Genomic DNA, 15859 nt, shown 5'->3' with positions numbered 1-15859 from the left:
AAAGGGGTGATACCACTTTTTTTTGCAGTAACAGAATATCTTATAAAATAAATAAAATTCAAAAATATCTGAAAAATCGTTGAAAAGGTTTTACACATGTGCTAGTGTGTTTTTTAGAAAACGTTTACGTAGAAAGTTGGTGGAAATTACAATTATTGATGCAGCAAAGAAAGCCAGTTTTATCTGTTTCTGGCATTCAGAAAAGTGATTGACGAGATTGGTTATCAGGCTAAGGCTGTTGTACTAGATATATTGCTTACTGGTTCTCAAAGTATTGAAACAATTAACAAGTGAAGTTTTAACAGGAATTGATGTTGGGGTGATTGCCGGAACAAAAGGAGATGTCATTTCGACAATTCCTCGTGTAAATGGATTTAAGGACGCTATAAATGATGTTGGTGTTACGGTAACCATTCAAATGAGTACATATGGGTATTATGGTCTTCAACGTGGAATAGAAAGGGTGGTTCAAGTTTGGACTATCCAACATTTACAGCCGTATTCTGTTCAAGTGATGTAATGGCTGTTCCACAACTCACGGGCATTGACAGCCGTTATCCGCTATCCGCTATGAGGAAGACTACAGTACCATTAACGTAAACGTTTACGTTGTTTTTAACGACTTAATTCAGTGCAGTCCATAGAGTGATAGGTTGGCAGGCAGACCTCTAAAGCAAATACTTTAGAAAGCGGTTGGGCAGTCAAATCGACAGCTTATGTATTGTGAAGTTGGAGATTTACGGATAATAATTTCAATACATCAAATCAAAATGAGAGGGAGTATTTATGATGGTAAAAGTAACTGTATGGAATGAAAATCGACATGAACAAAAAAATCCAGTTGTAAGAGAAGTCTACCCTGAAGGTATTCATGGTGCTATTGCAGCATTTTTAAAAGAAAGCGGATTTGATGCAAAAACAGCTACATTGGATGATCCCGAACACGGTTTAACAGATGCTGTATTAGAAGAAACAGATGTGCTGATTTGGTGGGGGCATTTAGCTCACGATGAAGTAGACGATGTAATTGTTAAAAAGGTAAAGCAGCGTGTATTAGATGGAATGGGCTTAATCGTATTGCATTCAGGCCATTTCTCCAAAATTTTCAAAACATTAATGGGTACAAGTTGTGATTTAAAATGGCGCGAAGCAGATGAAAAAGAGCGTCTTTGGGTAACAGATCCTAGTCATCCGATTACTGAAGGTATTTCAGAATATATCGAGCTAGAACGCGAAGAAATGTACGGGGAACATTTTGATATCCCGGCTCCAGACGAATTAGTCTTTACGAGTTGGTTCGAAGGTGGGGAAGTTTTCCGCAGTGGTTGCACATATAAACGAGGCAATGGAAAAGTCTTTTATTTTAGACCAGGCCATGAAACGTATCCAACATATCACAATAAAGATATTCAACGTGTCATTATAAATGGCGTGAAATGGGCACACCCAGTTGACAGAAAACGTCCTATATACGGAAATGCAACACCACTGGAACGAATTGCAGTGAAAAATTAAGGATATTAAAGGGGAAACTGATTATGAAAACAGTAAAAGTAGGGATTATAGGTTGTGGAAGTATCGGTCAACTTCGTCATTTACCAGAATATAAAATGAATAAAGAAGTAGAGATTGTAGCAGTTTGTGATATAAATGAACAGCGCGCCATTGAAGTTTCCAAGCAGTATGGTGCAAAAGTATATAAAAATTATGAAGAATTACTCGCAAGCAAAACGGTAGATGCAGTGAGTGTTTGTACACCAAATTATTTGCATGCGCCCATATCAATCGCAGCTTTAAACAAAGGCGTTCATGTATTGTGTGAAAAACCAATGGCTACGTCAAAAGAAGAAGCTCAGGCTATGATTCAAGCAGCAAAAGAAAGTGGCAAAAAACTTATGATTGGTCACAATCAACGCTTCGTTTCATCCCATCAAAAAGCACGTCAGCTTATTGAATGTGGTGAAATTGGAAGAATATATAGCTTCCGTACCGCATTTGGTCATGGAGGACCTGAGCAATGGAGTGTTGACGGTAAAGAGAGTTGGTTTTTTAAAAAAAATGAAGCGTTTATTGGAGCCATGGGAGATTTAGGTGTGCATAAAACAGATTTACTTCGTTACATTCTTGGTGAAGAAATCGTTGAAGTAGGTGCATTTGTGCAAACGAACGCTAAAGATTTTGCTAATGTCGATGACAACGCAGTATGTGTGTTAAAAACAGAAAGTGGAATTATTGGAACGCTCGCATCTAGTTGGGCGTACGTGGGTCAAGAAGATAACTCCACGATTATTTACGGTGAGAAAGGAATTCTTCGTTTAGAAGATCATCCAACGTATTCCTTAATCGTTCAATACGCAACAGGTGAGGTTGCAAATTATGAGCTTGGCAAAATTCAATCAAACGATGAGGGCGGCCAAGACAACTCACATGTGATTGAACAATTCGTAAATGCTATCGTAGAGGATAAAGAGCCAGCCGTTTCAGGAGAGGAAGGGGCAAAATCTCTATCTGTTATTCTAGCCGCTATTGAATCTCATGAAACCAAACAAATTGTAAGTACCTTTTTAGCGATAAAAGAGCCAGCAGTTTAAAATCTGCTTTATAAAAATATCTTACCATATTAAGAATTTGGGACCTATAGGAGGAAAACAACGTGAAATTGGGTGTATTTACTGTTCTATTTGCAAACTATTCATTTGAAGACATGCTAGATAAAGTGCAAACAGCTGGGTTACATACCGTGGAAATTGGGACAGGCTGCTATCCAGGAAACCATCATTGCCCGTTAGATGAATTATTAGAAGATGCGAATGCGAGAGAAAGCTATAAAAAGAAAGTAGCGGACCGTGGATTGACGATTAGTGCATTTAGTTGTCACGGAAATCCTATCTCACCAGAAGAAGGGTTTGCAAAAGAATCCAATGAAACCTTACGTAAAACGATTAAGCTGGCCTCTTTACTTGATGTACCTGTTGTCAACTGCTTTTCAGGAACAGCTGGTGATCACGAGGGGGCTAAATACCCAAACTGGCCGGTTACTCCATGGCCAAATGAATATGGTGAGATCTTAACTTGGCAATGGGAACAAAAGCTCATTCCTTATTGGAAAGAGGTAGGAGAGTATGCAAAAGAGAATAACGTGAAAATCGGATTAGAATTGCACGGAGGATTTTTAGTTCATACACCTTATACCTTGTTAAAACTTCGAGAACAAACATGTGATGCAATTGGAGCGAATTTAGATCCAAGTCACTTATGGTGGCAAGGAATTGATCCAGTGGCAGCCATTAAGATTTTAGCCAAAGAAAATGCCATTCATCATTTTCATGCCAAAGATACTTATTTAGATCAAGAAAATATTAATATGTTTGGGTTAACCGATATGCAACCATATGGAGAAGTTCGCTCGCGGGCATGGACGTTCCGTTCAGTTGGTTGTGGACATAGTTTAAAAGAATGGTCAGATATGATGAGTGCATTACGCACATACGGGTATGATTATGTGGTAAGTATCGAGCATGAAGATGCGATCATGTCTATTGATGAGGGATTCGAACGTGCAGTGACAAACTTACAAACGGTTTTAATTGAGAAAACACCTTCACAGATGTGGTGGGCATAACAAGTTAATTTTATTGAAAGATCGTTGTGGTATGAATCTACTTGATCCATATCACAATATTTTTTCAAAATCAAATTATCATAAAATTCTAGTCTATTATAAATTAAAAAATCTGATTCAAGAAGGAGAAAACAATGGCCGAGTTAAGTTTAAATCATATTTATAAAATCTACGATAAAAACGTAACAGCAGTGAAAGATTTTAACCTTCAGATTGAAGATAAAGAATTTATTGTTTTTGTTGGTCCATCTGGTTGTGGTAAGTCAACTACTCTTCGCATGATTGCAGGACTTGAAGAGATTTCAAAAGGCGATTTTTTTATCGATGGTAAACGTGTCAACGACGTGGCACCAAAAGACCGAGATATTGCAATGGTCTTCCAAAACTATGCTTTATATCCCCATATGAGCGTCTATGACAATATGGCATTCGGTCTGAAATTACGTAAATTCGCGAAAGAGGAAATTGATCGTCGTGTACAAGAGGCTGCCCATATCCTTGGTCTAGAGCAATACTTACAGCGTAAACCAAAGGCCCTTTCGGGTGGGCAACGTCAACGTGTTGCTTTAGGTCGTGCAATCGTTCGTGATGCAAAAGTATTTTTAATGGATGAACCTTTGTCCAATTTGGATGCAAAACTGCGTGTCCAAATGCGTTCTGAAATTGCTAAACTACATCAACGCTTACAAACCACCACAATTTATGTAACGCATGATCAAACAGAAGCGATGACCATGGCAACTCGTCTTGTTGTTATGAAAGATGGAATTGTTCAACAAGTGGGTGCACCAAAAGAAGTATATGACGAACCTGCAAATGTATTTGTTGGCGGGTTCATTGGTTCTCCTGCGATGAACTTCTTTACTGGTACCTTAAAAGAGGGTATCTTCCATATCGGACCGGTACGTATTGAGGTGCCAGAGGGAAAAATGAAAGGATTACGTGAGCAAGGATATATAGGTGAACAAATAATTTTAGGTGTACGTCCAGAAGATTTTCATGATGAGCTGATTTTCGTTGATGCCTCACCGAATACAACAATAAATATTAAAGTGGAAGTGGCAGAATTAATGGGTGCTGAAATAATGGTTTATTCACAAATTAATGATCAGAACTTTGTTTCGCGCGTGGATGCTCGTACAGAAGTGAAAGCAGGTCAACAAATGAAATTAGCTATAGACATGAACAAGGTACACTTCTTTGATAGTAAAACGGAGACTCGTATTCCACTTCCTATGAAAACACATAAAAGAAGAGAAGCTGGTGTCTTATAACAGATGTATGAACTACGAGAAATAAGTTTTTTAATTTCAATTAAAAATATAGATAAATTAGTAAGGGTAGAGTGGGGATTAATGGTAGAAAAAAATTGACGTACTTCTTCGTCATGGACTCCAATCTCGATCTGGTGCTGAAATTTGTAGGAAAAGCATCATCTTTTAACAGTGACATTAATATTGTGAAAAAGGAAAAAAGGTAGTTGAGAAAAGTAATATCGGGGGAATGGCCCTGACAGTTAGACATGGCAAAGGAGTTTAAATTTACTGCAGATGGAGACGATGAACAAAGGGCTATCGTAGCTCTAGAAAAATTTCTATTGAACAAGGAAAGATAGGAGTTAAACTTCTTAATTACTATATAAAAAAGTAAAGCTGTATAGTCGATAGCTAGTACAAGATTAACGAATTTAATCTTAACTTGCCGTAAGGTTAAGGCATAAAGTTCCTTGCCAACTTGAATGAAAAAGGGTGAGTATTGATGGATGAAAAATGGTTAGTGGGTGCAGATATAGGCGGTACAACTATTAAAATGGCATTTATCAATCAAAATGGTGAGATTATATATAAATGGGAAATTCCTACCAATATAAATGAAAAAGGGAAAAATATTCCTAAGGAGATGGCTAAATCAATAGATCAAACATTAAGTGAGTTGGGGCAAGAAAAACAGAAGTTAATTGGTATTGGGGTTGGAGCACCCGGTCCTATTAACTTGGGGAATGGTTCTATTGATGTCGCAGTTAACTTAGGGTGGAATAACTTTCCTTTGAAGGATCTTCTTGAAATGGGAACATCTTTGCCAGTCATAGTTGATAATGACGCAAATGCAGCAGCCATTGGGGAGATGTGGAAAGGTGCTGGACAAGGGTCAAAAGATTTATTATGTATCACCTTGGGAACGGGCGTTGGTGGTGGAATTATTTCCAATGGGCAAATTGTACATGGAATAAATGGGGCAGGTGGCGAAATAGGGCATATTACCTCTCTCGTAGAGGATGGGGCACCTTGTAATTGTGGGAAAACGGGATGTATTGAAACCATAGCATCTGCCACAGGTATTGTTCGTTTAGCGATTGAAGAATTATCTTTTACCGAGACACCAAGTAGACTGAGGGATTTTTACAATGAACATCAAATATTATCATCTGAGCTAGTATTTGAAGTAGCGAATGAGGGTGATGAATTAGCTAATAGAGTGATTGAGAAAGTTACCCTTTATTTAGGATTAGCATTAGCTCATCTTGCGAATGGTTTAAATCCTGAGAAAATTATCATTGGTGGAGGAGTTTCCAAAGCAGGGGATGCACTGTTAGTACCTTTAAAAGAGCAATTTACTCGTTTTGCTTTTCCAAGAGTATTGCAAGGAGTGGAGTTAGCCAATGCCACGTTAGGAAATGATGCAGGAATTATGGGAGGCGCTTGGTTGGTGAAAAAAAGATTACTAAACAGGAATGGAAATACACCTTTATATTTGTGATAGCACAATGAAAAGGTATAAGAATCAGAAAATAATAAATAATAATTTTATTTTTTACTATTTAAAGAGCATCGGTATTTTCAAAGTGCTCTTTTTTAATTTCAGCACAAAACTTATATTCTACAAGGGGATACAATGTAAATGACGAAATGGGTAGGGAAGACTAAAGATAAGAACACTCTGGCCATTCATCAAGCCACTAACGAAACAAGGTAACCTACTTTATAAAATGACATTTTCCTTAGTTGACAATATTTATACAAGAAGAAACCGAGAAACGAAAAATTACTTGAAAGATGAGATCATATATAACCAAGGATAAAATAGTCTTGGTCCTATGAATGTATGACAGTAAGGAATACTCCATTAAAGGAATTATTTAACAGGTTTTTTTATGCAGAGCTATTCAGAAACGGACCCTATAAACAACATAAGGAGCATACACTTTGCTCCTGTGTTCCCCATCATCTCTCTACTTATCTGCTACTTTGCGGTCTGTGACAGCAACCCTATGACTAGGCCAAGAGAAAGTACATCAATTGCAGCTGGTTCTTCAAAGGAAATCCCCTTTTATTTGTTGGGAAAGTAATTATTTAATGGCCGACTTTATTGCTTTCATTTTAACAGCAAATTACTGGAAATCTGATGTAAATTCGTGTAATCTACAAAAGTATGTTTTTTCCAAATCGTAAAGGGGGACCATAATTGAGTTCAACAAATCGTAAACAGACAACAATTGTTGCTCTTTTGCTTGCGGGTACATTTATTGCGATCTTGAATCAAACATTAATGATTACCGCCATTCCTCCTGTAATGGAGGAGATGAATGTTACGGCAAATAGTGCACAGTGGCTAACAACCGTTTTTATGCTGGTTAATGGGATCATGATCCCTGTTAGCGCGTTTTTACTGGAGCGCTTTACCACCAGACAGCTTTTTCTTTCCGCGATGGGGATTTTTGCTATTGGTACATTGGTAGCGGGGCTAGCTCCAAATTTTGGAATGCTGCTGCTAGGAAGGATGATTCAGTCGAGCGGAGCAGGAATCATGCTCCCGTTAATGCAAACAGTCTTCCTAATGATTTTCCCTGTTCATAAACGGGGTGCAGCCATGGGACTGGTCGGTCTGGTCATTTCCTTCGCGCCGGCTATTGGTCCCGCTTTGTCGGGCTGGGTTACGGAGACCTACTCATGGAGGGTTTTATTCTTTATCATTCTTCCAATTGCTATTATTGATATCATAGTTGCGTTCTTCGCTTTAAAAAATGTAACAGAAGTTACACGGCCAAAAGTGGATGTGCTTTCGATTGTTTTATCTTCCGTAGGTTTCGGTGGATTATTGTATGGTTTTACAGCTGCAGGTAATTATGGCTGGACAGACGAGAGTACCATCATATCCCTAGGCATTGGGACAATTTCACTTGTTTGGTTCATCAACAGGCAATTGCGATTGAAGCATCCAATGCTGGAGTTCCGTGTGTTCACGTATTCATTATTCCCGATTGCTATCATTATTGGAGCCATTACCTTTATGGGTCTGATAGGTGCCGAAACGCTCATCCCGCTATTTATGCAAAACATGCGAGGATTTACTGCGTTTGAAGCTGGATTAGCGATACTCCCTGGAGCACTTATTACCGGGTTAATGTCCCCGTTCATTGGACGTATTTTTGACCGGATTGGGGCCAGGTGGTTGGTTATTGGCGGATTACTCCTCATAACCGCTTCCTCCTTTACTTTTATCGATGTGGGTCCTTCGACAAGTTTTACATTTATTATGGTTATGTACAGTATACGGATGTTCGGATTAGCCATGGTTATGATGCCTGTTTCAACGGCCGCCTTAAACCAGCTGCCTAAACGATTAATCGCCCATGGTGCAGCAATGGATAATACGATGAAAATGATTGCCGCATCTGTAGGTACAGCAATACTTGTTACTGTGATGACATCAGCTACCGAAAATGCTCAGCAGCGTCCCGAGATAGTCCATCCTGATATGTATGGCGCGCAAATCTCATTTATTGTCATCGCTGTACTTTCGTTAATTAGCTTCCTCATTTCTTTTAAAATAAAGGATCAAAAATCAGCAGGAAAAGAGTTCGGGGAGAAGAATTAAATATTTGAATATGAGTTTTTTAAGCTTGAAAAGAATCACAATATAGATTCATCTACTTGTGATTCTTTTTTAACTAAATATCCTATTTTCGCCGCCAGGCTCGCTCACCTAATTGAACTCCCTCAGTTTAATACGATTTTCTCGCAAATACCCGCTTATTCGCAGGGTTCCATATTGAATGTATGTTAACGGATAAATAAAGTAAGTTAGGGACATTAAGGTATCGTGAAATAAAAGAATAATAGAACTTCATTTTTTACTTTATTATGAACGTTTTCGAACGCCGCCCCTGGAGGCTTTCCCTCCCATGCCGTATCATTCCTTCGTCATGGTAACTCATGAAATAAAAAAAGATACTGAATCAGCACCAATTTTAAAGATTGAAGAAATGAAAAATAGTCCAGATTTAATTAAAGATAATTCCACACCTAAAGACAAAGGGTTTCTTTGCGACTAATATCCTGCCATTTTTAATAAAAGGAACTGAATCTAAGTTTTTATTAATGTATAACTTTGGTAAAATAAATTTTAAAACTAACCAATGTTCTTAGGGAGGAAGAAATGAAAGTAAAAAAAATACATCATGTAGCAATAATTTGTTCCGATTATGATAAATCAAAAAACTTCTATGTAAATATTTTAGGGTGTGATATTAAGAAGGAAACATATCGGACAGAAAGGAAATCGTATAAATTGGATCTAATGGTCGGAGGGGAATATCAGTTGGAATTGTTCTCATTTCCTGATAGCCCCCATCGTCCAAGTTATCCTGAAGCAAGAGGGCTTAGACATCTTTCTTTTGAAGTGGAAGATATTAATCAAGCGATTGAAGATTTAGAAAAAGAAAACATTCCAGTCGAACCTATCCGTGTTGATGAGTTAACAGGAAAAAGGTTTACTTTTTTTTGTGATCCGGATGATTTGCCTCTTGAAATATATGAAAAATAGCAATCACCAGTAGGGTTATGTTTATTTTGATATAAGAAAAGCCTTTCATCAAGGTGCCCTAAAACCAAAAAGTATTTAATATGAAAATGGAAATCATTTTGTGATGTCCATTTTCGATTCTTTATTTTTTAGGACATAAAATCCGAATTAACCTAGTGTATCTGTTATTCCATTAATTGGAATAACAGATTGGGGTTTCTACGACAAATGCTTACCCTATACGGGTAGTTCCAGTCAGAAAACTTTCTTGATTAAGTGTAACCATTCGATGCAGCCTGTTACTGTTAAAAATAAGAGAACCCCTTTGATCAAATTTCACGCCATCTATCCACAGCCTAAAATCATCCGATATAAACTCTCGGAATTTATCATTTTCTTCCATGTATGTTCCGATTCCTTTACCATCAATTATAGTACCTGTATCGTGAAGTGGGTTCTGAAGGTTGATTTTTATCTAAGTGAATCCAGAGATAATCAAGCAGCCAAACGCTTTCTCAAGAAAGACTTGGTTTTTTCGTATGAATCAAGACCCTTATCATAACAGTGGATAAAAACCCAGCGTTTCCTGTAGCCATTCAGGAGTTAAAAGAAGAAGAGTAGCCCGAAGGCATACAAATAACGCAAGTTAGTTATCTCAACATTATCGTGTAGCAGGATCAACGATTTATTAAAAAGCGTATTGTACAGAATGCTTGGATTAAAGTCCTTTCGAACTGCTAAACGGATTATTGCGGGGTATGCACATGGTCTAAAAAGGACCAAACGTTCCAAGGAGAAGTCTGTCCAAAATCGGGTGAATTGTATCCACTAACTCTTGGATTAACCATAAAGTAGCATTCCGTTAGAAATCCTATTAGTTTTTTCAAATTCACAATATTTTACACTTTTAACGTTATTATTGCAGTATTGCTGCACAAAACTGTTACAGTGTAAAAGCCTCAAGACAATATTTCAAGTAAGCTTAAATGTGGACAAGGTAATTGTAAACGAGTTTGTAGACAAAAGGGGTTCCATCTGCAAAGTTGATTGGAACGGAAGGTACGAGACTCCTGCGGGAAAAGCGCGTCCAAGGGAGACCCCACAGGCGCCAAGAGCGCCGAGGAGGCTCCCGGACCGCCCGCGGAAAGCGAGTGCCTGGAGTGGAAATCAACGTTCATATTTTACACTCCCTCAAAAAAATGTAGGCAGTCTTAATATCGAGTTTGTCTACAGTCTGAACAAAAGGTGCTTCCTATACGAAGCACCTTTTGTTTAGCATGCTTTTCAAACCTAATCCATCTTTAAATGAAGATTTCCAATCCAACCCCATATGGAATAGAATTTCTTCAGTGATGATTACAGCCCAGAGTGAACACAAATTCCTTTTCTTACTATGCCACTTCACAGCGAGATAGGAATTTTATTGAAGTTCTTACGTATCCATGATACCTTCAGGTTATAGTCAATGGTATGGGAGGAATTGGTTTTGAACACTAAAGCATTTTTATTGGCATCTATTACAGTTATTATTTGGGGATCTACATTCGCTGCTATTCGTGCAGGCTTACATGGCGGGTATTCAGCTGGTCATTTGGTACTTGTGCGTTATCTTATCGCATCAGGGATTTTTGTCCTTTATGCTCTATGGCCTGGCGTGAAATTTCGACTCCCGAAAAAAGAGGATTTGTTGAGAATATCGATACTTGCATTTATTGGTATTAGTATTTACCATATCGGGGTGACATTCGGGGAACTTACCGTTTCGGCGGGAACCGCTGGAATGCTGATTGGTTCAGCACCCGTTTTCATCGCGATCATTGCTGCTATCGTTTTAAAAGAACGCCTCGGCTTATTCGGATGGATTGGTTTAGGAATAGGATTCACAGGGATCACCTTAATTACATTGGGTACTGCAGGCCCTTCGCTAACTATTTCTGAAGGAGCCTTTCTAGTGCTGATGTCTGCTGTTGCTTCTGCGGTGTTTTTTGTTTTCCAAAAGCCGTTGTTTAGCCGCTATAATCCGATTGAATTGACAGCTTATTTCACATGGATCGGTACAATACCATTTTTCATATTCTTTCCTGGCCTATTTCAAGAAATGCAACAAGCTACACTGGAAGGTCACTTGTCAGCGATTTTTGTTGGTATTTTCCCAGCAGCCATCGGTTATGTTACATGGGCAGTCGCACTCTCGTTAGGAAAGGCCAGCTCCGTATCTAGTCTGTTATACATTGAACCTGTAATTGCCATTTTCATCGCATGGGTTTGGCTGCAGGAGGTACCCAGTACTCTTTCGGTCATAGGCGGCGTGATTGCGATATTAGGGGTCCTTGTCGTTAATGGGTTCGGAAAGTACAAATCAGTGATGAAAAAAGCAGCATGAAAACGTTTTTCCAAAAACGGGAAAGCGGGAGTTGGAGATGAAATGATGGATATAAAGGATGCATTGTTTTAAAGAAAAGTGGGGAGGTAAAATTGGTAAAACGAAAATTCATGGATGCAGATATGAAAGAAGCAATCGAAAAGCTGCTTGAAGTTGTTAATCATCAAATAGCTACTCGCAAGGTTGCAGACTGTGCTTGGTTTATCAAAGACTGATTAAAGTCCTGGGAAAGTAGTCGGAAATGACATGGGATCCTAAAGATTCATGGGAGGCAATCACTTGGATATTGAACAAAGACTGTACGAAATGGTCATTGACTTAATAAAGGAAAGATACCCTGAAGGATGGGGCGGTGCAGCGGCAGTTTGGTTAGAAGATGGTACGGCTTTAACCAGCGTAGCTCCTGATATAATAAATGATTCAACAAATCTTTGTATGGAAACAGGAGCCATATTAGAGGCTCATAAATTGAATAAGAAAATTACGCATTCGATATGTGTAGTTCGTGATGATGAGAAGTCAGAATTTAAAGTGCTTTCTCCTTGTGGAATATGTCAAGAAAGGCTTTTTTACTGGGGTCCGACAGTTAAAGTGGCAGTTAGTCTACCAAGACACGACTTAACTTTCAAAACATTAGCAGAAGTGCAACCGTATCATTGGACTGCAGCTTATGATGAATATAAGGAAAAATGGACTGATAAATAAATTCAAGAAAGTGCAATGTCGGTTGAGTCTTTGATAGGGTCCGAGCTTATTTAGAATAGAGAAAGATATATCAGGTCTTAAAAGATATACTGATTTCGCTAATGAAAAAGAGATAATAACATCTAAATCTAAAGATAACTGGTTTTGGAAAAAACAAAATGATGATTAGAGCATGACGGTTTGAACGATTCAACATTATATTGGGCTCCAAAATAAAGGAATCCCCCCAGGTTGATGGGATCGTTAATTATACCTGGGGAATTGGATTTTTTCGTCTTTTAAATTAATTAAAATTAAATCTATTTTTAAAGTCCCAATCTAATTTAAATGAATTATTTTCACCTGTTAAAAATTTATAATCGACGTAGGATTTTTCTTTTTTAGACATTTCATCGACAAATGGGGAATAGGTACGGAAATACAGTTTGTTCTTCTTTTCATCAAATTCTACTAGTCTTAGCCAGCCATTTCCCCCTCGATAATTCGTTTGGTAATTGACTAGCATTTGAATGACATCATTTCCTGCTGTGTTTTGTTTTACACGATGTGCTATCCCGTAATAATGTCCATTTACAGTCATGAACACTTGATTGTGGTTCTTTACAAGTTCATCCCAAATCAGTTTGCCATTAGATGACTCGACGGCATTGGTTTTATCATCCTTAAGCTTTGGAAAAATAATATCATGTGAGACGAGGATGGTGGGTTTATCTTTATGATGATTCAGAACCTGTTTTGACCATTCCAAGTCCTTATGCAAATTTTTCATATCCACTATTAAGACTAAGTATTCATAACTCCCTGCCTTAGCTATTGCATATGAGCTATACCCAGAGTGAGACGACCCCTTATAGTATTTTTTATTCGTAAAACGCTGCGGCCCATAATGTGTTAAGAAAGGATCTCCGTCAGCATAGTCATGATTCCCTGCAGCCATCATATATGGAACTTGATTTTTATCCAGATGGGAAATGGCTCCGAGGGAAATCTGCCATTGTTTTTCTGAATCACTATCGACAATGTCCCCAACAAATGTATTCATAACGATATTGTTCTTCTTAGTGTTATTGGAAATCCAGTTCATTTGGCTATTGAAAATCTCTGGATTTTGGCTTGAATATTTCTGGGTATCTGGAATGAAAAGGAAATTGTAATTCTTTTTATTCGTTAGAAAGGGTAAAGCCTTGTTTGATCCTTCAAATGGCTCATCGTCACGAGCATCCTGCACAAGCCATTCTTTTTCAGTCAAAGCCTTATTAGCAATTCTTATTTCCTGGATATTCCCTTTGAATAGAGCATTGAACTTATTTCCCCACTCAGTTGCTCCGATGTTCCAGCCTTTACCTTTAACTGCTGCAATACCTATTACTTTTTCTGATTTTCCGTAATCACTAACGCCATTCAAAGTTAAAGTCGTCGTGTTACCGTCATTAACAACCGCCAAATGGTACCATTCATCAGCATTTAATGATCGAGACCAATTGCTTACATTGTAATTTAAATTAGATGGATGGCTGGTCCATTGGATTTTTTGATCACTGGATACAGTTAAAGCAGAAAGGATTTTCTTCTCACCTTCCAATTTATTAAGATCGGCAGCCTGTCCTTGTCTAGAAAAAAGCCCCATGACACTCTTAAAATCACTTGGCAACTTAAAAATCGCTTCAATGGTAAAACCCTTATCGAATTTCTCCGAATTGATAGGTGAACCCTTTTTGGTTTCGAAATATCTCCCTGAAGGGGCGTTTTCGTAATTAGCGAACGCCAAGCTATCCACTTTTTCGAGATCATGATAATCTTCTTCAGACCATTGAATCATATTTTTTACTTCAGGCGAGGCAGGATCTCCTATCGTCACTAACTCTAAATCATTTCCATGTTTGCTCGTATCTTCTATAATTAAATTACCTTTATCGATTGAACCGCTTTTAACATGTTGTTTTGTGAATTTCCAATTTGCCACGATACTGCTTCGATTATTTTCAGCAACGGAATCAGCCGACTTGGCAATACCAGGAACAATCATACATAAGAGTGAGAGACCTATTAATGCTTTTTTCATTCTCATAAAACATTCACCCCATTAATTTTGATTAAGCGATATACATTTCTTCTTTTTACTACCTGGATAATTTGTAGTGAACTAAGCCTAGGTAGATCCCGTATAAGCTGCAATATGGTATAGTTTGCTTATCTTTTTGATAACTTATTAACGATGAGTAAAAAAGACTTATTCCTACAAAATTCATTAGGAGATAAGTCCTAGTGGATTCGATTTGACTTTTTGAAGGTTCGCTCTAATCAAGGATTACTAGGTAATTGAAAATAGGATCAATATGAAGATTCATTATAAAATTGAACTTCTGACAGCCGGAAGGTAGACAAGCGATGTGCTACTATAAGGACAGTGATTCATCAAGATAACGAGGTGAAAGAAATGGTAAGAAGGAGATAGGTAGCCTCCTGAAATAGATGTGGTATTAATCTTAGGAGGCTATCTTAATTTATAGGAGATGTATGAATAATGAAACAAAACAAATATGGTGATACAAATTTCTTTTCTGCGTATGAGCAAATGCCACGATCAGTCAAGGGACTTGAAGCTGCGGGAGAATGGCATGTATTAAAAGAACTAATGCCAAATCTGCGCAATAAGAGTGTACTTGATTTGGGCTGCGGTTTCGGATGGCATTGCCGATTTGCCCGTGAGCAGCAAGCTAGTTCCGTGATTGGTGTGGATATTTCGGACAATATGCTTCAAAGAGCTCGTGAAAAAACGGATGACCGTTTCATTTCGTATATTAAGATGCCAATTGAAGACATCGATTTTTCCGGCTCTGAATTTGATGTGGTCATCAGTTCGTTGGCTTTTCATTACATTGAGTCGTATGAGGCAATCTGCAAAAAGGTCCATGATTGTCTAAAGCCTGGAGGCACTTTTGTTTTCTCGGTTGAACATCCAATCTTTACTTCTCGAAACGAACAAGCTTGGTATGTAGATGATCACGGAAATCATCTGCATTGGCCAGTTGACAACTATCAATCCGAAGGTGTGAGAGAAACAACCTTCTTAACCGAAAACGTAGTAAAGTATCACCGTACGATTTCAACATATATGAATGACTTGATTTGTGCTGGTTTCAGCATTAAAGCAGTAAAGGAACCGATGCCTTCTGATGAAATGTTAAAAAGTGTTCCTGAAATGTTAGATGAAAATCGAAGGCCCATGTTTTTAATCATTTCAGCAGTAAAGGAAACAATAAATTCTTTTAATGAAGGAATCAAATAAACGGGAAAAAGGCGTTTCTACGAAAGTAGGGACGCCTTTTTAGTTATTAACATTAATT

The 15859-nt window shown here is 38.0% G+C and carries 14 protein-coding genes and 1 pseudogene; 14 read left to right on the top strand and 1 reads right to left on the bottom strand.

Annotated elements, in window-relative coordinates; translation table 11 throughout:
- The first annotated feature begins 274 nt into the window (after positions 1–274).
- The 13 genes and pseudogenes from QUF94_RS17435 (at position 275) to QUF94_RS17375 (ending at position 12512) form a co-directional block, all read left to right on the top strand.
- The gene (locus tag QUF94_RS17435) at positions 275–520 is read left to right on the top strand and encodes a hypothetical protein (protein WP_289316956.1); all 246 of its coding nucleotides are present in this window, start codon (positions 275–277) and stop codon (positions 518–520) included.
- A 269-nt stretch (positions 521–789) separates the two neighbouring features.
- Positions 790–1515, top strand: a complete 726-nt coding sequence (locus QUF94_RS17430; protein ID WP_063234582.1) for a ThuA domain-containing protein — start codon at positions 790–792, stop codon at positions 1513–1515.
- Positions 1516–1538: 23 nt separating this feature from the next.
- Positions 1539–2591 carry a Gfo/Idh/MocA family protein gene (locus QUF94_RS17425; RefSeq protein ID WP_289316955.1) on the top strand — a complete coding sequence of 351 codons (1053 nt, stop codon included), beginning with the start codon at positions 1539–1541 and terminating at the stop codon, positions 2589–2591.
- A 62-nt stretch (positions 2592–2653) separates the two neighbouring features.
- A complete protein-coding gene (locus QUF94_RS17420; RefSeq protein WP_289316954.1) occupies positions 2654–3622 on the top strand; it encodes a sugar phosphate isomerase/epimerase family protein in 969 nt (322 codons plus the stop codon).
- A 134-nt stretch (positions 3623–3756) separates the two neighbouring features.
- Positions 3757–4896, top strand: coding sequence for an ABC transporter ATP-binding protein (locus QUF94_RS17415; RefSeq protein ID WP_098372824.1), 1140 nt, complete (start codon positions 3757–3759; stop codon positions 4894–4896).
- 484 nt (positions 4897–5380) lie between these two features.
- Positions 5381–6379 carry an ROK family glucokinase gene (locus tag QUF94_RS17410; RefSeq protein ID WP_289316953.1) on the top strand — a complete coding sequence of 333 codons (999 nt, stop codon included), beginning with the start codon at positions 5381–5383 and terminating at the stop codon, positions 6377–6379.
- A gap of 705 nt (positions 6380–7084) precedes the next feature.
- Positions 7085–8497: a DHA2 family efflux MFS transporter permease subunit gene (locus QUF94_RS17405; protein ID WP_289316952.1), complete on the top strand. Its 1413-nt coding sequence runs from the start codon at positions 7085–7087 to the stop codon at positions 8495–8497.
- Positions 8498–8825: 328 nt separating this feature from the next.
- Positions 8826–8954 (top strand): hypothetical protein, encoded by a 129-nt coding sequence (locus tag QUF94_RS17400; RefSeq protein ID WP_289316951.1) that lies wholly within the window; start codon positions 8826–8828, stop codon positions 8952–8954.
- A 104-nt stretch (positions 8955–9058) separates the two neighbouring features.
- Positions 9059–9445: an SMU1112c/YaeR family gloxylase I-like metalloprotein gene (gene gloA2, locus QUF94_RS17395; protein WP_289316950.1), complete on the top strand. Its 387-nt coding sequence runs from the start codon at positions 9059–9061 to the stop codon at positions 9443–9445.
- 442 nt (positions 9446–9887) lie between these two features.
- Positions 9888–10256 (top strand): annotated as a pseudogene (locus QUF94_RS17390) (DDE-type integrase/transposase/recombinase); the annotation flags it as partial.
- A 654-nt stretch (positions 10257–10910) separates the two neighbouring features.
- Positions 10911–11807: a DMT family transporter gene (locus QUF94_RS17385; protein ID WP_289316949.1), complete on the top strand. Its 897-nt coding sequence runs from the start codon at positions 10911–10913 to the stop codon at positions 11805–11807.
- 92 nt (positions 11808–11899) lie between these two features.
- Positions 11900–12022: a hypothetical protein gene (locus QUF94_RS17380; RefSeq protein WP_289316948.1), complete on the top strand. Its 123-nt coding sequence runs from the start codon at positions 11900–11902 to the stop codon at positions 12020–12022.
- A gap of 64 nt (positions 12023–12086) precedes the next feature.
- Positions 12087–12512, top strand: a complete 426-nt coding sequence (locus QUF94_RS17375) for a cytidine deaminase (protein ID WP_289316947.1) — start codon at positions 12087–12089, stop codon at positions 12510–12512.
- Positions 12513–12795: 283 nt separating this feature from the next.
- Here the strand turns inward: QUF94_RS17375 and QUF94_RS17370 are convergent, their stop codons facing one another.
- Positions 12796–14580, bottom strand: a complete 1785-nt coding sequence (locus QUF94_RS17370) for a laminin G domain-containing metallophosphoesterase family protein (protein WP_289316946.1) — start codon at positions 14578–14580, stop codon at positions 12796–12798.
- Positions 14581–15036: 456 nt separating this feature from the next.
- On the opposite strand from QUF94_RS17370, the gene QUF94_RS17365 reads away from it, so the two are divergent.
- Positions 15037–15801, top strand: coding sequence for a class I SAM-dependent methyltransferase (locus tag QUF94_RS17365; protein ID WP_289316945.1), 765 nt, complete (start codon positions 15037–15039; stop codon positions 15799–15801).
- Positions 15802–15859: the final 58 nt, after the last annotated feature.

Source organism: Peribacillus sp. NJ4 (assembly GCF_030348345.1).
Lineage (GTDB): Bacteria > Bacillota > Bacilli > Bacillales > DSM-1321 > Peribacillus.
This window is presented reverse-complemented; position numbering and strand designations above follow the sequence as displayed.

What these genes read in the sequence shown, in the direction of transcription:
- QUF94_RS17430 (WP_063234582.1), top strand. Translation starts at nt 790, where the DNA reads ATGGTAAAAGTAACTGTATGGAATGAAAATCGACATGAACAAAAAAAT.
- QUF94_RS17425 (WP_289316955.1), top strand. Translation starts at nt 1,539, where the DNA reads ATGAAAACAGTAAAAGTAGGGATTATAGGTTGTGGAAGTATCGGTCAA.
- QUF94_RS17415 (WP_098372824.1), top strand. Translation starts at nt 3,757, where the DNA reads ATGGCCGAGTTAAGTTTAAATCATATTTATAAAATCTACGATAAAAAC.
- QUF94_RS17410 (WP_289316953.1), top strand. Translation starts at nt 5,381, where the DNA reads ATGGATGAAAAATGGTTAGTGGGTGCAGATATAGGCGGTACAACTATT.
- QUF94_RS17400 (WP_289316951.1), top strand. Translation starts at nt 8,826, where the DNA reads ATGGTAACTCATGAAATAAAAAAAGATACTGAATCAGCACCAATTTTA.
- gloA2 (WP_289316950.1), top strand. Translation starts at nt 9,059, where the DNA reads ATGAAAGTAAAAAAAATACATCATGTAGCAATAATTTGTTCCGATTAT.
- QUF94_RS17370 (WP_289316946.1), bottom strand. Translation starts at nt 14,580, where the DNA reads ATGAGAATGAAAAAAGCATTAATAGGTCTCTCACTCTTATGTATGATT.
- QUF94_RS17365 (WP_289316945.1), top strand. Translation starts at nt 15,037, where the DNA reads ATGAAACAAAACAAATATGGTGATACAAATTTCTTTTCTGCGTATGAG.